The organism is Algibacter marinivivus (genome assembly GCF_003143755.1).
In the GTDB taxonomy this organism is placed as follows: domain Bacteria; phylum Bacteroidota; class Bacteroidia; order Flavobacteriales; family Flavobacteriaceae; genus Algibacter_B; species Algibacter_B marinivivus.
The window spans coordinates 1,874,641-1,892,538 of record NZ_QFRI01000001.1 but is presented as its reverse complement, the minus strand read 5'-3'; the positions used below and the strand labels follow the sequence as shown (position 1 = coordinate 1,892,538).

16 protein-coding genes are annotated in these 17,898 nt (G+C 29.6%); 7 read left to right on the top strand and 9 right to left on the bottom strand.

Annotated elements, in window-relative coordinates; translation table 11 throughout:
- Positions 1–137: 137 nt before the first annotated feature.
- Entirely contained in the window at positions 138–2,144 is a 2,007-nt protein-coding gene (locus DIS18_RS08380; protein WP_109352635.1) for a putative porin, read from the bottom strand.
- 366 nt (positions 2,145–2,510) lie between these two features.
- On the opposite strand from DIS18_RS08380, the gene DIS18_RS08375 reads away from it, so the two are divergent.
- The 6 genes from DIS18_RS08375 to DIS18_RS08350 all read left to right on the top strand — a co-directional run bounded on the left by DIS18_RS08375 (position 2,511) and on the right by DIS18_RS08350 (position 9,892).
- Complete coding sequence (locus DIS18_RS08375) at positions 2,511–3,110, top strand: ribonuclease HII (protein WP_109352531.1); 600 nt, start codon at positions 2,511–2,513, stop codon at positions 3,108–3,110.
- A 31-nt stretch (positions 3,111–3,141) separates the two neighbouring features.
- Positions 3,142–5,574, top strand: a complete 2,433-nt coding sequence (locus tag DIS18_RS08370) for a ribonuclease HII (RefSeq protein ID WP_109352530.1) — start codon at positions 3,142–3,144, stop codon at positions 5,572–5,574.
- Between the two features lie 125 nt (positions 5,575–5,699).
- Positions 5,700–7,262 (top strand): OmpA family protein, encoded by a 1,563-nt coding sequence (locus DIS18_RS08365; RefSeq protein ID WP_109352529.1) that lies wholly within the window; start codon positions 5,700–5,702, stop codon positions 7,260–7,262.
- Between the two features lie 5 nt (positions 7,263–7,267).
- A complete protein-coding gene (locus DIS18_RS08360) occupies positions 7,268–7,945 on the top strand; it encodes a TapB family protein (protein WP_109352528.1) in 678 nt (225 codons plus the stop codon).
- A 285-nt stretch (positions 7,946–8,230) separates the two neighbouring features.
- Positions 8,231–9,280, top strand: a complete 1,050-nt coding sequence (locus DIS18_RS08355; protein WP_109352527.1) for a nucleoid-associated protein — start codon at positions 8,231–8,233, stop codon at positions 9,278–9,280.
- A gap of 69 nt (positions 9,281–9,349) precedes the next feature.
- On the top strand, positions 9,350–9,892 hold the full coding sequence (locus tag DIS18_RS08350) for a nuclear transport factor 2 family protein (protein WP_109352526.1): 543 nt from the start codon (positions 9,350–9,352) through the stop codon (positions 9,890–9,892).
- A gap of 26 nt (positions 9,893–9,918) precedes the next feature.
- Here the strand turns inward: DIS18_RS08350 and DIS18_RS08345 are convergent, their stop codons facing one another.
- Genes DIS18_RS08345 through DIS18_RS08335 form a run of 3 tightly spaced genes read right to left on the bottom strand, consistent with a single transcriptional unit; the run spans position 9,919 to position 11,301 of the window.
- On the bottom strand, positions 9,919–10,413 hold the full coding sequence (locus DIS18_RS08345; protein ID WP_109352525.1) for a hypothetical protein: 495 nt from the start codon (positions 10,411–10,413) through the stop codon (positions 9,919–9,921).
- A 1-nt stretch (position 10,414) separates the two neighbouring features.
- Complete coding sequence (gene lipB / locus DIS18_RS08340; RefSeq protein WP_109352524.1) at positions 10,415–11,113, bottom strand: lipoyl(octanoyl) transferase LipB; 699 nt, start codon at positions 11,111–11,113, stop codon at positions 10,415–10,417.
- Between the two features lie 29 nt (positions 11,114–11,142).
- Positions 11,143–11,301 carry a YqaE/Pmp3 family membrane protein gene (locus DIS18_RS08335; RefSeq protein WP_109352523.1) on the bottom strand — a complete coding sequence of 53 codons (159 nt, stop codon included), beginning with the start codon at positions 11,299–11,301 and terminating at the stop codon, positions 11,143–11,145.
- Positions 11,302–11,622: 321 nt separating this feature from the next.
- On the opposite strand from DIS18_RS08335, the gene lysS reads away from it, so the two are divergent.
- Positions 11,623–13,314, top strand: a complete 1,692-nt coding sequence (gene lysS, locus DIS18_RS08330; protein WP_109352522.1) for a lysine--tRNA ligase — start codon at positions 11,623–11,625, stop codon at positions 13,312–13,314.
- 243 nt (positions 13,315–13,557) lie between these two features.
- On the opposite strand, the gene DIS18_RS08325 is transcribed toward lysS, so the two are convergent.
- The 5 genes from DIS18_RS08325 to DIS18_RS08305 are packed head-to-tail and all read right to left on the bottom strand — an operon-like array spanning position 13,558 to position 17,893.
- Positions 13,558–14,382 (bottom strand): alpha/beta hydrolase, encoded by an 825-nt coding sequence (locus DIS18_RS08325; protein ID WP_109352521.1) that lies wholly within the window; start codon positions 14,380–14,382, stop codon positions 13,558–13,560.
- Positions 14,342–15,220, bottom strand: a complete 879-nt coding sequence (locus tag DIS18_RS08320) for an alpha/beta hydrolase (protein WP_109352520.1) — start codon at positions 15,218–15,220, stop codon at positions 14,342–14,344. Before DIS18_RS08320 ends, DIS18_RS08325 begins: the two co-directional genes overlap by 41 nt.
- Before the next feature lie 47 nt (positions 15,221–15,267).
- Positions 15,268–15,831: a GDYXXLXY domain-containing protein gene (locus tag DIS18_RS08315; protein WP_181364008.1), complete on the bottom strand. Its 564-nt coding sequence runs from the start codon at positions 15,829–15,831 to the stop codon at positions 15,268–15,270.
- A gap of 12 nt (positions 15,832–15,843) precedes the next feature.
- The gene (locus DIS18_RS08310; RefSeq protein ID WP_109352518.1) at positions 15,844–17,121 is read right to left on the bottom strand and encodes a DUF2157 domain-containing protein; all 1,278 of its coding nucleotides are present in this window, start codon (positions 17,119–17,121) and stop codon (positions 15,844–15,846) included.
- Between the two features lie 19 nt (positions 17,122–17,140).
- The gene (locus DIS18_RS08305; protein WP_109352517.1) at positions 17,141–17,893 is read right to left on the bottom strand and encodes a ceramidase domain-containing protein; all 753 of its coding nucleotides are present in this window, start codon (positions 17,891–17,893) and stop codon (positions 17,141–17,143) included.
- Positions 17,894–17,898 lie beyond the last annotated feature (5 nt).

Sequence of the window (17,898 nt, the reverse complement as noted above, 5' to 3'; positions counted from 1 at the left end):
ACTTTAGCGGATTTGCCCGCGTTAGGGATAGTAGTGGATAGCCCACAGCCTGATCCCGATAACTATCGGGAGAAGTGCGAGGACTTGGAACGGATAGCCAAACCGTAGCTTTTGCGAAGGGAACGCCTTGAAAATCTTTATAGGAAAAAATTCCAAACAACTCCGAAGCGTACTGAAAAATCGCGATATGGATAGTTTGGGGCTGAATAATAATTGTAGCCTGTAAATGCGGAATTGAAATGTTCTGCTTTTAAATAGATTCTTGTTTGGCGAATTTTTGCGTTTAAAAAGAAATCTAAACGCGGGAAATCTCCAAATTCTCTATTGTTTTGAACATAGAACTCTGCTAGTAATGGATTGTAAGCGTCCATATAATATTTGGTAAAATAATTTAAAGTTATACCTGTTTGCAAATACAGCGCTTTTTTAAATAAATGACTCGATAAATATACGGTGTTACGTGTGTTTATTTCTGGCACGTTTAAAACGTTATTTTCGTCTTTTACGTTTTGATATAAGATGGTGTTGTTTATTGCAAACTTTCCAAACTTTATTTCGTTTTCAAACTTTGCTCTTAAATAGTTTATTGTTTTATTATTTTGAAATGGTGCTATTTGTAATGTAGTTTCGTTTTGTTTGAAATAGACATGATTATCTATTGTTGAATAATCTACAGTTATGTTTGCTAGCTTTTTATACTTTATGTTAAAGGCTATTTGTTGTGTTTCTATATTATTGAAATTATTTTGCCAGTTGTAGTTTATATAATCGCTTTGATACAATAATGTGTTATAGTTTGGCACTTTTGAACTATGGTTTATAGATGCTGATGCTGCTATCTCATCATTTAGATTGAATGTTGCATTAGCTTTAAAATAGTTACCATCAAAATCTCCAGATATGTTTGCTCCTAATTCACCATTTAACCTGAAACCTTTATACCGTTTACTATACTTACCTCCAACTGCAAAAACATTTCCTTTTAGCCTGTTAACAATAGTATTGCCATTTAAAATAATTAATTTATCGTAACCATAATTATAGTTTGTATTGTTAACGTTTAATTGAATATTACCTAAAACATTATTATAGTAATCTGCCTGCAACTCGTTATAAAAATTTTCTAAAGTTGCTCTGTCTTTTAGATTACTGCTTTTGAATGCATCACCAAAAAAACTTGTACTAGCGCTTGATTGATCATATTGAAAATATTTATCTTCAAAAGAAATAATATGCCTTACACTTAGTCTACTTTTTGAGGTTGAATCATTTAAAGTTTGTGGAAGAAATTTTTCTACCACTTTATTAAAAATATTATAGTTTTGGTCTAAATGAAATCGCTTACCACGCATGATGCTTTCGGCATTTTCAAAATTAACTTCTAAAATAGAGCGGTCTAAAAACTCATCTTCACCAGACTCAAAGTTTATTACACTTGCATCTTGGAGCCCTCCATTTTCTTGATTCAATAAATCTTGTGTTACAATATGCCCTCTGACTTGATAACGCTTATCTTTTGTTTTATAATTTGAAGTAAATCTGAAATTACCTGTACTTGTTAGTATGTTCTGGTATTTACCCAAAGAACGTAACCCTTTGTAAGCTATTGAAAAATTAAATTGTGGTGATGTATTTATTGTAAAAAAAGAATCTGCCAATTGACCTTGCTCGAAAGCTGTTCTGAAAGTCAATTCGGTTAATGGTGTTGGAACATGATAATAGTTTATATCCTCAATCTCCATATAGTTATAATGTCTGGCTCGAGCACCGAACAAAGGCATTGAGGTTGTGTTTTCAAAATTACGAGTTAAACTATTGTACGTTTGCCCTAAGTTTGAAAATGGCACTAGACCAAAATTATCTTTTCGTAAGTAATTAAACTTATAGTCTTTTTGAATGGTTAAAGTTGTATCTAAATATGTAGTATCTCTTTTATGAGAGATAATTAAATAGTCTTCAATCTTAGCATCTGGATTTTTAAGATTTTTAATACTTGTTGATTCTTGAGACTGATTACTTAAAGAATCTTGAACACCAAAAGTACCAACTCCGTCATCTATAGCTCTTCTACCAGGTTGTTGTATTTGAGCAGAAACTAAATTAACAATACAAACAATGAAACAAGTGAAAAAGACTTTAAGCATCTGATTCCTTTTATTTCTATTTTTTACTTCTAGACTCACTTTCATATTAAAGCTACTGGTAAATTGGGATATTTAAGCTATTGTTTGTCAATTCTATTTCTTTGGCAAAAGTAATTATTTGAACGTAAAGTGCTAGTAAATATTTTAAATAAAGAAAGCCAGCTAAAAAAGCTGGCTTTCTTTTAAGTTAATCATCCTTATAAAGAGAATGATATTTTAACTTTATTTGAGTTAGTCGTTGACAAACATCTTAATATTATTTTTAAAAAACAATTATTTATTAAAAAAAGAATCACATATTTTGAAATAAAAGCAATAAATATTTTACTATTTGCTTGTTTACATATTATATATTTGTTTTTACCTATGTTGCTATTAAACCATTCAAATTACGAATTAGAATGCGGAACGGATGAAGCCGGCAGAGGCTGTTTAGCTGGTCCTGTAACCGCTGCTGCTGTTATACTTCCTGATAATTTTAAGAATTCAATTTTAAATGACTCTAAGCAAATAAGTGAAAAGAAAAGATTCCTTTTAAAACCCATTATTGAAAAACAAGCATTATCTTTTAACGTAGCACATGTTTTTCAAGAAGAGATAGACAGTATAAATATTTTAAATGCGTCAATTTTAGCAATGCATAAATCTATTGAATTGCTTAAACCTCAGCCAGAATTTATTATTGTTGATGGGAATAAATTTAAACCTTACAATAACATTCCTTTTGAAACTATTATAAAAGGTGATGGTAAATATTTGAGTATTGCTGCTGCTTCAATTTTAGCAAAAACGTATCGCGATTTGTATATGAAAAAAATTCATGAGGAATTCCCAATGTATAATTGGAAACAAAATAAAGGTTATCCGACTAAAGAACACAGGGCAGCCATAAAAAAATATGGTATTACAAAATACCACAGAAAATCATTTAGATTATTACCAGAACAATTAAAGTTAGATTTATAAGTTTTTATATTTGTAAAAATTAATTCAATCCATGAGATTACTTTGTTTTTCCCTCCTACTTACAACAATTTTTGGTTGTTCAAAATCAAATAAAAGTCATTCTAATCTTTTAGATTTAGTTCCAAAAAACACCGCTTTAATTATTAAAACTTCTAATCTAGAAAGTTTGAATAATAGTATTAATAATAGTGATTTTTTACAAAGAATCTCAAAAACCAATACTTACAAGAGTTTGCTAGAAAAACTAGAACCTCTATCAAATATAAAACCCTCAAACAACATTTTAATTTGTTTCTCTGAAGATGAAAATGCCAGCCTTCATTATTCTGTAATTACAAAATATACTAAGAATCTATTTTTAACTGACTCTTTACCAAATTATATTGAAGAAACGCTTACTTACAATAACAAATCAATTATAAAATCTACAATAAACAAGAACACTATTTACAGCACCATAATTGATAGCACTTTTTTTGCTTCATCATCAAAAACTATTGTTGCTGATGCTCATAGTAATATTAATACCGATTTAGAACTTGAAAAAATCCACAAAACCTCGGATAGCGATAAAACATTATCAATGATAATAAAGCCTAAAACTGGTTTTATATCATCCTTTTGGGTTGAAGATGCTCTAAATTTGGATACTTTTTCTGAATACATTGCTATAGATGTTGAATTAAATCAAAATGACATTTACTTTAATGGTATTACTAAAGCTAATGATTCATCAGAAAGTCTAATTAATATATTTAAACATACAACACCTCAAATTAATCAAATTCAAAAGATAACACCTTCTAACAGTGATGGCTTTATGAGTTTTACATTTGACGATTTTGAAATTTTTAATACTAACTTATCAAAATTTAATAGAAAGGATTCGATTGTAAATAACACTTCTCTTTTTAATGATGTTATTGAAGTTGGCGTAATATATGAAGGTAAAAACAGTGCGCTAATTTTAAATTCAACTGATATTATTAGCACTAAAGATGCTCTTTTAAGTGAACTCAACATAACTGACACTTATAGAGAAATATCTATTTTTAATTTTAGTAATCCTACTTTGTTTGCAAGAACATTTAACCCTTTAGTAAATTTTAATAACGCTAACTTATACTGCGTTTTAGATGATTTTTTCGTTTTTGCAGACAATGTTGAAATGCTACAAAATATTATTGCTAATTATCAAAACAAAACTACTTTAAGTTATACATCGGCTTTTAAAGATATAAAAGAGAAACTTAGTGATGCATCATCATTATTTCAAGTTACTGATGCTTCATCTTTAAAATCAATTTTAAATAAAAACATTAAATCAACAAACAACTTCAAACTAAACAATTATAAAACGTCTGCTATTCAATTTATTTATGACACCAATTTTGCACATGTAAACGGCATCATTAAAAAAAATAAATCTAAAGCTTCTATAAATTCTATATCCGAAGAATTAAACATTAAACTTGATACAGATATTTTAAACACGCCACAGTTTGTAAAAAACCATATTACCAAGCAAAAAGAAATTGTAGTTCAAGATATAAACAACAACTTGTATTTAATTTCTAATAAAGGAAAAATTCTATGGAAGAAACAATTACAAGGCTCTGTTTTAGGGAAAATTGAACAAATTGACATTTACAAAAACGGACGTTTACAATTAGCATTTGCTACACCACATCGTGTTTATGTATTAGATAGAAATGGAAAAGAAGTAAAACCTTTTTCTCTTAAATTTAATGATGAAATTACTCAACCTTTAGCAGTTTTTGATTACGATAATCGTAAAAAATATCGTCTTTTAGTAACTCAAAGTGAACATATTCTAATGTATGATACAAAAGGTAAAACTGTAAATGGTTTTACTTTTAAAAAGGCAAACGGTAACATTATTTCTCAACCTAAACATTTTAGAATTGGCAGTAAAGACTACATTGCTTTAAAAACAAAAAACAAACTATACATACTAGACAGATTAGGAAAAACAAGAGTAAAACCTAAACAATCGCACATCTATTCAAAACAACCAATATTCTTGTTCAACAACACATTTACAACAACTACTGATACTGGCGATTTAATTTCTATTGATTCAAAAGGTAATGTTTCTTCTAGAAATTTAAATCTTTCTGAAAATCATTTTATTACCACAACTAGCAAAACGTTAGTTACTCAAACCGAAAATAAGCTATCCATAAAAAACAAAACTACAGAGTTAGACTTTGGAGATTATTCTAAATCAAAACTCTTTTACATAAACAATAAAATTTATATTTCCACTACAGATTTACAATCGCACAAAACTTATTTATTTGATAGCCAATCTAAATTACTTCCAAATTTTCCAGTATATGGAAACTCATCAATAGAACTTGATAATATTGATAAAGACAAAAATTTAGAATTTGTAACCATAGGTGATAGTAATGCCATAATTCTATATCAGATTAATTAAACCAATTCAAATAATACAATACTAAAAAAGGTGTTATTGTATTTTATTTTGAAATTTGTAAATACCTTTTGTCGATAAAAAACTAATCTTTATCTTTAAGGCAGCTATTAATCAAATAATTACAAATGAAATTACCCAAAAATGCGAAAAGCATCCTAACCTTTTGGATGGCTTTAGTATTTATTATTACTTCTGTTGAAGCCCAAACAAAACAAATAAAAAGACCCAAAAGCAAAACAAACGTATATAGTGTTGATACTTTTGTTTCAGAGTCCTTTGATATTTATGATAAAGTATATAAATATGATGGTTATGCTGCAGCTGGCACCCCATTAGACGATGAAGATATCGATGTTTTAGAAGATGCATTGGATGATTTAAGTGGTTTAAGTGATAGCGCTCCTGATATATTGGGAGATTTAGATGGACTTAGTGTTTTAAAGCAAGGGAAAGCCACTTTGCAAATGAATAAAGCAAAAAAGGTATTAAAATACAGTATTAAAACCTCAAAGGAATTATTACTCGGTCAACGGAAAAGAGAGAAAGAAGAAAAAGATAAAAAAGAGGAAAAAGACACTTCATCTAATGATTCGAATTCTAAGAACGATTCAAATTCACCTAATGAAAATGATAATTCTGAAGAGTTAAAAGAAGAGTCAAATATCTCAGATAATCTAGAAGTTTATAGCAAATATGATTTTGTGCCTGGAGACAAACTCTTATTTTTTGATAATTTTGCCAACGACTTTGTAGGAGATTTTCCAAGCAAATGGAATACTAATGCCTCTGGAGAAGTTGTTAAAGTAGGTAATAAAGGTAAATGGTTTGAATTAAAAACTGGTTATGGTGTTTTTTATATACCAGACCTAAAAGATCTCCCTGAAGACTACACCATAGAATTCGACATCTTAACAAAAGGAATTAGCCAACAAACCTCATCTACAGCCAGATTTTTTGTTATTCTGAGTGATAATGACGAGTTTAATAATGGGACAAACCATTATGCAAAAGTTTCAATTCCTTTAGGCCAATACTCAGCGTTTTCTTTTAGAGCTTCGAATTTTTTTAACAGAAGTAACGGCGCCATTAACACAGACATAAAAGCTGATATTAGAAAAGTTATATTAAATCAGCCACACATTGCTATTTCTGTTACTAAAAAACGATACAGACTATGGGTAAATCAAACAAAATATATTGATATTCCTAGGTTTATTGAACAAGAAAACGTTCTTAAATATTTAAAATTTCATCTTAATAATCTAAAAGACAACCAAGAACATCTTTACATTACTAATTTAAAAGTAGCTGAAGGAGGCGTAGATTTAAGACGTAAATTACTCTCTGAAGGAAAAATTTCAACCAATGGCATTTTATTTGATTCTGGTTCAGCTAATATTCAACCGCAATCTTTAGGTATTATACGTCAGATTTCTCAAGTTTTAATGCAAGATGAAAATATTAAATTAAATATTGTTGGACACACCGATGCCGATGGAACAGAAGATTCAAATTTGAAATTATCAAAAGCTCGAGCTGATGCTGTAAAAAACGCTTTAATAAACATTTATAAAGTTTCAGGTGATAGACTTCAAACTGATGGAAAAGGTGAAAGCGAACCTGTTGGTGATAACAGTTCATCAGATGGGAAAGCACAAAACAGACGTGTGGAATTCATAAAAATATAAATACCATGAAAACAAAAATTATAGTTCTAATTAGCGTATTTTTTATAAGCTTCACATCTTTAAGCCAAAATGCCTGTAAAGCCTATTATCCTTTTGAAGAAGGCACCAAATTTGAAATTACTAACTACAACAAAAAAGGCAAAAAAGAAGGTGTAGTAAAATACGAAGTTACTAATGTAAATGGTAATGAAGCAACTATAAAAACAGTAATTTTTGATGCCAAAGGAAAAGAAATCACAACATCTAACTACAAAGTTATGTGTGAAGGAAATAAAGTATCTATCGATTTTAAATCTCTTATAAATCCAGACATGCTTAAACAATATAAAGATATGGACATGGATATTACAGGTACTAATATTGAACTACCTAATGATTTACAAGTAGGACAATCATTAAAAGATGCTAATATGAATATGGCTATAAACATGGGAGGTATAACAATGAATATGAAGATTGATATGCTTAACAGAAAGGTTGATAAAAAAGAATCGATTACTACTCCTGCTGGTACTTTTGATTGTTTTGCTTTAAGTTATGACAGTGAAATGAAAATGGGTATGAAGATGAAATTTTCCATTAAAGAATGGATAGCAGAAGGTGTTGGAGTAGTAAAAAATGAATCTTATAATAAAAACGGAAAACTCATGGGCTATTCAGAGCTTACAAGTTTTAAAAAATAACGGTTTTTAACCGCCAAAAGCAAGTCCTCGAATCTTGAGCGTCAAAATGTAATGTTTTGGCGCTCATTTTTTGTATCAAATCCAGCCTATACCATTTCTTATTTAAAATTACCGTAATTAAACGCCCTTTTTTCCTTTCTACTTTAACATAAAAATATACCGTAGCTATGGCTATGCTTGATTTTTATGTTTCGCATAAAGAAAAAAATCATCATTTTATTTCACAATAATTTTAAACAAGAACTGGTATTAATTTTATAGTATTGCATTTATAATAAACCGCACATGATTTCAAGAAAAAACGCATCCATTTCAAAATTCATAATCCATAAAGTAGGCAATAAATTCAACGATACTAAAAATGCTTTTTCTGAAAAGTTAGTCGATTTTGACCAAGCAAGTTATGATTTGATGCTACCTTTTCTTTTAAGACCTTTTGGAAGCGTGGTACAAAGCTACCGTTTTAACCATCATGCAAATATTTCTTTAAACGAAATTAATAGCTATTGCACGCAGTTATTTAATGATGAAGATGGATTTATAGATATTTCAAAACATATAGTAACGCATTTATACGAGCAGTCTAGTTCTGCACAAATAAAAACTGGCGATGTTTTAGTAGTTATGTTTGAAGGTATCGAATTTAGAGACATGACTACCAATGCCATAGGAATTTTTAAAATTGAAAGCAAAGTGAATTTCTTTCAAACCTATTTAGAAAATAATAGCTACGATATGTTAGTGCAAAAAGGCATAAACTCTAAAAAAGTAGATAAAGGCTGTTTAATTTTAAATCAAAGCGATACAGAAGGCAATATTATCTTAAGTGTTGATAATAATAGTTACGATGCACAATACTGGATTAATCACTTTTTAAATATTAAATACGCTGATGATGCTAATAACCATACTCAACAGTATATTGAACTTTGTAAAGAATTCTCTACTGAAGTTTTAAAAGTTAATTATGGTGCGCAGGAAAAAAACTCATTTTTAGCACAAACCATCGATTTTTTCAAGGAAAATGAAGTGGTAAATGTAGAACGTTTTAAAGAAGAACTTTTTGAAGAAGAAAAGCATATAAAAGAATTTGAAAATTATAAGAAAGTATATGAAGGAGAGCAAAATCTGGTGATTCGAAATCAGTTTGATGTTGCTGAAGCTGTTTTAAATAAAGAAAAACGAAAAATTAAAACTGATATTAAATTAGATACTAATATTCAAATTAAACTAGATATTGATGCACCAGATGCTTCTGCTGAATATTTAGAACGCGGTTATGATGATGAGAAGAAAATGCATTATTACAAAGTGTTTTTTAATGCGGAAGATTAATTTTTGAATATCTCCTCTAAATACCCGAACTTGTAGTATTCATTTTAATTATAAAATTTATACAAAGTCATGAAAAAAACGCTTCTACTTTTAATTGTTTTGCTAATTGCTACTACTGAAACAACCCATGCATTTACATTAAAAAACAGCGCATCACTAAATATAGAAATTAATAAAGACTCTCTTCGTTTAGCAGAACTCGATCGTTATTGGGAAGCGCTTGCTAAAACAGTTCGTGAAGGTGATTTTGAAGCTTATGGAGCTGCTTATCATGAAGACGCAGTAGTTGTTTTTGCTTCAGGAAAAAACAAAATCTCTGTTCCGTTATCAAAAGCATTAGCTGGCTGGAAGCAAGGTTTTATTGATACAAAAAATGGAAAAAATATTAGTAATGTAGAATTTAGATTTTCTCAACGTATAGGAGATGATACTACAGCACATGAAACCGGTATTTTTATTTATACCACTTCTGAAAGTGATGGTAAAAACAAAGTACAGTACAGAACTCATTTTGAAATGCTTCTTATAAAACGTGATGATAAATGGCTTGGGGTTATGGAATACCAGAAATCTGATGCTACTGAAGAAGAATGGGACGCTATGAAGAAATAAGTCTTAAATTTATTAAACCTAAGAAATCAATCTTGATTTTGATCAATGCCAGTTATGTCATCAATAGAACCTTTAAATAAATCTTCTTCGGTTTTGATAATACGTTTATAAAGATGGTAAGTTTCAAGAAATAAACACAAACCAAAAATAAACATTAATAAACACACTATATAAGCTATATAGACCTCAGTATTTTGGTTTGTTTGATAGAGTAAATATAATGAGTACGATAAGTACAAAGCTGTTAAAACCTGAGATGTTGCAAATAATGTATTACCTACCCACAATACAACATCTTTAAAACCTGTTGCTTTAGATTTTAAACTATAAAATTTTATTGTTTTAAAATGATAGCCAATACTTAAAATACCAGTAGGAATCATAAAAAGAGGGATAAGCATACTATACTCAAAACGAGCGTTTTCAATATAAAAAACAGTATACATTAAAGCAACTAAAAATCCTGTTAACGCAATACTTACAATTAGTAATGCAATTTTTAATATACGCTTTAATTTCATTTTAAATAAATTCTGCCTCGAAAAGCGTTGTAAAATGTTTTAGTAATTTTTCTTTAACTTCAGTTTCATCTACTTGCTTTTTTCTAAGTTCTACATTTAAAGAGGTAACTGCTTTACCACGAATCCCACACGGAATCATTAAATCAAAATAGCCTAAATCTGCATTCACGTTAAGAGCAAAACCATGCATAGTTACCCAACGACTGGCACGGACTCCCATAGCACATATTTTTCGAGCAAATGGCGTGCCTACATCTAGCCAAACTCCTGTTTCTCCTGGACTACGTTCTGCTTTCAAATCGTATTCAGCAAGTGTTAGGATTATCATTTCTTCTAAAAGTCGCAAGTATTTATGAATGTCTGTGAAAAAATTATCCAAATCTAAAATAGGATACCCTACTATTTGACCTGGCCCATGATAGGTTATATCTCCTCCACGATTTACTTTGTAGAATACAGCATTTTTTTCTTTCAATTGTACTTCGTCTACTAATAAATTAGACATATTGCCGCTTTTACCTAAAGTGTAAACATGTGGATGCTCAACAAATAAGAAATAATTATTGGTTTTTAAACCAGCTTCTTCTCTCCTATTTTTGATTTTAGAATCTACAATGCATTTAAACAAAGTTTCTTGGTAATCCCAAGTTTGTTTATAGTCTTTTAATCCTAAATCTTGAAGTTCAATTTGTTTATTCATGAACCGCAAAATTACAATATTTTTATGTTTTAACTCTTTGGGTTATTAAGTATAACTAATGCTGCTATAACTCCTGGCACCCAGCCACAAAGCCATAATAGAAAGACGATAATAATGGAGCCGCAACCTTTATCGATAACTGCTAAAGGTGGGCAAATAATAGACAGTAAAACTCTCCAAAAACTCATGATTTGATTTATTATTAATTGATGATTTACTTATTTGACGTAAAAGTATATTATTTGTTACACTTCGACTGCGCTCAGTTCAGGCTAATTGCGTTATGGACTATTCATTGGTTAATATTTTAAATTAATGAAATCATGAATGCGTTTTATTTGAAGTGGAAAGCCATAGATTTGCCAATTTTATTGGCGGACCGAGGACTTGTAACGTAAAGCCCGACTCTATGTGGTAACGCTCAAAAAATTCATAATTCAATCGTGAAGAAAAGGAAATCAAATGTTTATCTTTGTGCCTTTAAAAATTTTCACATAGTATTATAGAATATGTCACAATTATCTGAGCAAGAGCTTGTAAGAAGAGAAAAGTTAGCAAAATTACGAGAATTAGGCATTAACCCATACCCTGCCGATTTATACCCCGTAAATCACACATCTAAACAGGTAAAAGACGAGTTTAAAGAAGGTAAACAGGTAGTTATTGCTGGACGATTAATGATGGTACGTGTGCAAGGAAAAGCGAGTTTTGCGCAAATACAAGATGCTGAAGGCAAGATACAGGTATATTTTAATAGGGATGAAATTTGTACCAGTGATGATAAAAGTAAATACAACGATGTGTTTAAAAAGCTTTTAGATTTCGGTGATTTTATAGGTATTGAAGGTGAATTATTTACAACACAAGTTGGTGAAAAAACGGTAAAAGTTAAAGATTTCAAAGTACTTAGTAAAGCGTTAAAACCTTTGCCATTGCCTAAAGAAAAAGATGGTGTGGTATACGATGCTTTTACTGACCCAGAGCAACGTTACAGACAGCGTTATGCTGATTTAGTTGTAAATCCGCAGGTTAAAGAGGTGTTTGTTAAGCGTACAAAATTGTTTAATGCGATGCGCCAGTTTTTTAACGACTCTGGTTATTTTGAGGTTGAAACTCCGGTTTTACAACCTATTCCTGGTGGTGCTGCAGCGCGTCCGTTTATAACACACCACAACGCTTTGGATGTGCCTTTATATATGCGAATTGCTAATGAATTGTACTTAAAACGATTGATTGTTGGTGGTTTTGATGGTGTTTATGAGTTTTCTAAAAATTTTAGAAACGAAGGGATGGATAGAACACATAACCCAGAGTTTACAGCTATGGAAATTTATGTTGCCTATAAGGATTACAACTGGATGATGGATTTTTGCGAGCGCTTATTAGAATATTGTGCTATAGCGGTTAATGGCACCACAAAAGCTACTTTTGGAGATCATGAGATTGATTTTAAAGCGCCTTATGCCAGAGTTACTATGGCAGATTCTATAAAACATTTTACTGGCTTTGATATTACTGAAAAATCTGAGGATGAGATTAGACAAGCTGCTAAAGACCTAGGTGTTGAAGTTGATGAAACCATGGGGAAAGGCAAATTGATTGACGAAATTTTTGGCGAGAAATGTGAAGGTAATTACATACAACCTACCTACATTACAGATTATCCAAAAGAGATGAGTCCGTTATGTAAGGAACACCGCGACAACCCAGAATTAACGGAACGTTTTGAACTTATGGTTTGTGGTAAAGAAATAGCTAATGCGTATTCTGAACTTAATGATCCTATTGACCAGCGTGAGCGTTTTGAGCACCAACTAAAATTAGCAGCTAAAGGAGATGATGAAGCTACTGAATTTATTGATCATGACTTTTTACGTGCTCTGGAATACGGTATGCCCCCAACATCTGGAATGGGGATTGGTATGGATAGATTGATAATGTTTTTAACTAACAATCAATCAATACAGGAAGTTTTATTCTTTCCGCAAATGCGTCCTGAGAAAAAAGCAGTTGCTGTAAGCGAAGATGCTAAGGCTGTTTTTGAAATTTTGAAAAAAGCTGAAAAATTAGAACTTATTGATTTAAAATCTCAGTCTGGTTTATCTAATAAAAAATGGGACAAAACAATTAAAGAATTGACTAAAAACAATCTTGCTAAAGTTGAAAAAATTGACGATAGTTTGTTTGTTGAGATAGTTTAACACTTATTAAAATAACGACTATTAAAAAAGGCAACAAGTTTTAACTTACTGCCTTTTTTTAAACTAACCAACTAACTAAATTTATTAACTAAACTTAGTACAAATATCAGTTAATTCTTTTAATCTAAATGAGCCCTTTAGAAATGTTTAACAGCTTGAGTTAGAATTTTAATTTTTCTTTAAGATTTCATGCTAAGTATGTTAATTTTTTAAGAAAGTAAAATATATTTTATGGGCAAAAAACTATTTTAACACTTGATTTATATGCCTATGATAGATATCAAAAGTATTTAAATTACCATGGTGCCCGCCTTCTATAGTTATAAATGTGGTTTGATTTTTTGGAGAAGCTTCAAATAATTTTTTAGCAGAGTCATAAGGCACAACTTGATCTTCTGTTCCGTGTAGCATTAAAATTGGACAATTAATGTCTTTCAAAAACTGATAACTAAGCATTTTATATTTCAATAATTGTTTTACAGGGAATAAAGGAAACCTTGATCGCGCCACATCTAAAATACTATAATAAGGTGTTTCTAATATAAGTTGCCTCGGGTTGTTTTTAGAAGTTATGTTTGTTGCAATTCCTGAACCTAAAGAACGTCCATAAATTATAATTTCATTTTCATTATATCTATCTTTTAAATAATCATAACAATACTGCGCATCATAATAAAGTACTTCTTCACTAAGTTTTCCTTTACTCTTTCCGTAGGTTCTATAATCCATAACCAAAACATCATATTGTTTTTCAACAAAATACTCTGCTAAAATTCCCCAACGAGATAAATCACCTGCATTACCATGAAAAAAAAGTATAACACCTTTAGGCTTTTCAATTTTAAAATGAATCGCATTTATAACAACATCTTCTTCCGTTTTAAAAAATAATTCTTCAAATGGATAAGAAAATTGATACTGATAATCTTGTTCTAAAGTAGTAGGCAAAAACAATAACTTTTCTTGAAAAAAATACAATGCCGATGCAACCATAAGATAAATTGTAGTTAAAACAATAAATGCCTTTTTAAGCTTTCGTTTTAGTTGGTTTTGAGGAATGTTTAACATGAATACTTGTGGTTGATAAATCGATACTATGAGGCTTACTATTTAAAATTTCATGAATCATTTTATGATAGGATTCAAAGTTATTCAAATTTTTATGTCCGCCACCAATAACTGTATGCAACTTAGTAAGTTTTGGGTTTACTTTTGATAATTTCACACTAGTTTTATATGGAATTAAATTATCATTTGTACCATGAATGATATGAATAGGACACTTTACGTATTTCAACCATTTGTATGTAGGCAAAGGATATTTTATAAGCAGTGATAGTGGCATAAAAGGCGCATAACGTGCTGTAACTTTTGTTAAACTGTAATAAGGCGCATCTAAAATTAGCATTTTAGGATTATTCATAGATGCTAATTTTGCTGCAAAACCCGAACCTAAAGAACGCCCGTATAACACAATTCTACCCTCTGTAGTATGCTCTTTTATCTTGTTATATACTTCTTGTAAATCTCTTTTTATAGCCTTTTGAGAGCGTCTTCCTGTACTTTTTCCAAATCCACGATAATCAACCATCAAAACATTATAGCCGTGTCTGGTAAAATCTACTGCAAACTTCCCCCAGCCCTTTATACTTTTCGAATTTCCTTTTAGGTATAAAACAATGCCTTTTGATTCGGTTTTGGGTTTAAACAGAATACCATTTATAGTAGCTCCATCTCTAGTTTCCAGATTATGCTCTACGATATCTTGATTTTCATAATAAAACTCAAAGTCTTTAGGTAACTTTTCAGGCTTAAACAACATGTAATCTTGCAAATAATACAAAGCGATACTAATTGTAACATATACAATTAGAACAATTACAAGAATATGTAACCAATATGGCATTGATAAAACTGTTTGATTACTAATATACAATAAATCATAATATTGCTTTACTTCTCAATTTCCACATAGTCTTTAATAGAAATTTCATTAATAATAACATCATTTAAAACTGCTTCACCGTTTTTAATATAAACTAAAGCATAGGTATTATTCTGTATAGAATCGCGTTGATTATTTCTTACTGCAATCTCAGCATCATAAGCTTTGGTTTCTTCCATATAATATCTATTGAAAGGCAAATTGAAATTTAACTCTCTATCCCTTTTATTATACCAGCCTACTTCTGAAACAATAAAATCTTTTTCTAAATTCAAAAGTGTTTTACTCACTCCTTTTACTTTTGCATAACCTAAACTATCAGCCTCTAAATACACATAAACTTTATCTTTTCTTTCCCAAATTGAATCTGTTGTTACAAAAGAATTTTGTTCAAAATTAAGGTTAATATACTTTCCTCTATATGGGTCGTTAGGATCTACAGGTTGTGTTTTAAATTTATATGCTGTTCCTGTATTCATAATAGATTCTTTATTAAAAATCATTTGAGCAGGTACAAATATTTGAGCTACTGCAATCATTATAAATAATATGAATATGTGTATTTTTTTCATCTTTTTCATTTTTTAATTTTTCTTTGTTTTTTGTCTTTTAAGCATCATATAATTGGTTAAAAAGAAACCAACTCCAACACTTACAAACAACAAGCCTCTTAATACAAAACTCATATTGGTATCAAAAAAGCGACATACAATAAGCGCTGTTATTATTAATAATCCATAATTTAAAATTCCAAAGTGAAATTTATCTGCACCTATTTTTATTACTATAACTCCTAAAATAAAAATAATTAGATTAATTAGTATTATAGGGAAAATGCTAGTTGATATCCCAATAAAAAAGATGATTGTAAAAAAAATAAATACATATTGAAACAAATTAAAACTTTCTATCCATTTCTTTGAATACGAATACCACACAACACCTAATGTTATTAAGAAAAGTACTGTTGACACATAAAACTCTTGCGAGTTAAACACAACAGCTTCTCTTAAAATATCTTTCCATAGCCATTCAAAACTTGTTAACAGCAACATATAAACTGTCCCTAAAGACCCCAAAACTAAATAACCATTTCGTCTTAATTTTTGATTATTAAGAAAAGGTGTCTTCCCAATATTATAAAGTAGTCCGAACAAAATAACGTACATTAAAATTCCAAACTCCCCATTTCTAGCTACAAAAGCTCCAAGGACAACAACAATACTTAATGGTATAAGCCAATTAAAAACAGAAGTAATATTGTAAGCCTTTTTATGTTTTAGCAATTGATAATAATAAGGCATTAATACAGCTAAAAGCAATAAGTATAACCAAGGTGTCTGATTTCCATCAAAGTACCCAAATGCACAAGCATAATTTGTTGTAAAAACAATATGTAAAATAGCTAACGCATTAGATTTTAATAGATAAATTAATGGCGCGCAAAGCAAAACCCAAGTTAACATATAACTACTAAAATCTCCAGAGATATTATAAATTTGGCTCACCAAAGCTATAGAAGCCCCAACTGCAAAAAACAAGAATACACCCGAAGCTTCTTTCCATGCTACACTTTTTTTCTTTAAGATAGAATATCCAACAAAAAACTGCCCAATAAGCAATGGGACAAAGGCAAAAATTGTTTTTATAGACCTTGAAAAATTGTCCCAATTATGGGCAAGAATTAAAATAATACCTAAACCAACTAATGTCGAACCTAGTACAGCAAAAACTGTAAACAACCTATTGGGGGCATCTATTTTTTTAGAAGTATAATAACTTTCGATGTTTACAGCAACCTCGCTGGAAATAACTTGAGCTTCTACAAGCTCCTTAATATCATTTTGAATTTTTGAATTCATATTATTTTAATTTAAAGTACTAATTGTTTAAATTAATAAGATTCCTTTTTATAAATGTATAAGTCAATATATATAATCCTATAGCTGCTACTAGATGTTTTAGTGAATGCCCACTAATGACACCTAAGTTATCAAAAATTTGTTCATCAAAATACTCAAAAACTTTTGCGATTATATATGCAATTAATAAAAGCCAATACCCAAAAACTAGATTGTAGTTTGATTTATAAAAAACTAAGATAACAGGTATTAAAAGCAATGGATAAAACTGAACAAATACATATAATCGAAGGTCATTAAAAACAATCCAATAAAAAATGGATAACAATCCAATAAATAGCATTGGAATTAACAATAACTGCCCTTTTTTATTATTTACAAATTCACTAATTATAATGGAAACTAATGACATAAATACAATAGTCATTGGTAAACGATCCCATACTAGCGTAGTATTATTTGGGTTTAAATGATAATAACTTGAACCAATTGAAACAAGTATAATTCCTGAAAAAAATATTAAATACTGAATCTTATTTTGAGTAATAAAATTCAACTTATACAATCCCAAAATCCCAACCAATAAAAATGGAATATTAGATATAACATTCCAAAAATTAGGAATATTTGCTATTTTATTAGAATCAACAAATTGATGATATGAGCCATCCTGATTAATTGGGGGCATCAAAAACATAATTGTAATGGCAAAAATTGTTATAACATAAAACCCAATTTTTTCTTTATTTTGATTTATTTGAACCTTATTCATTATAT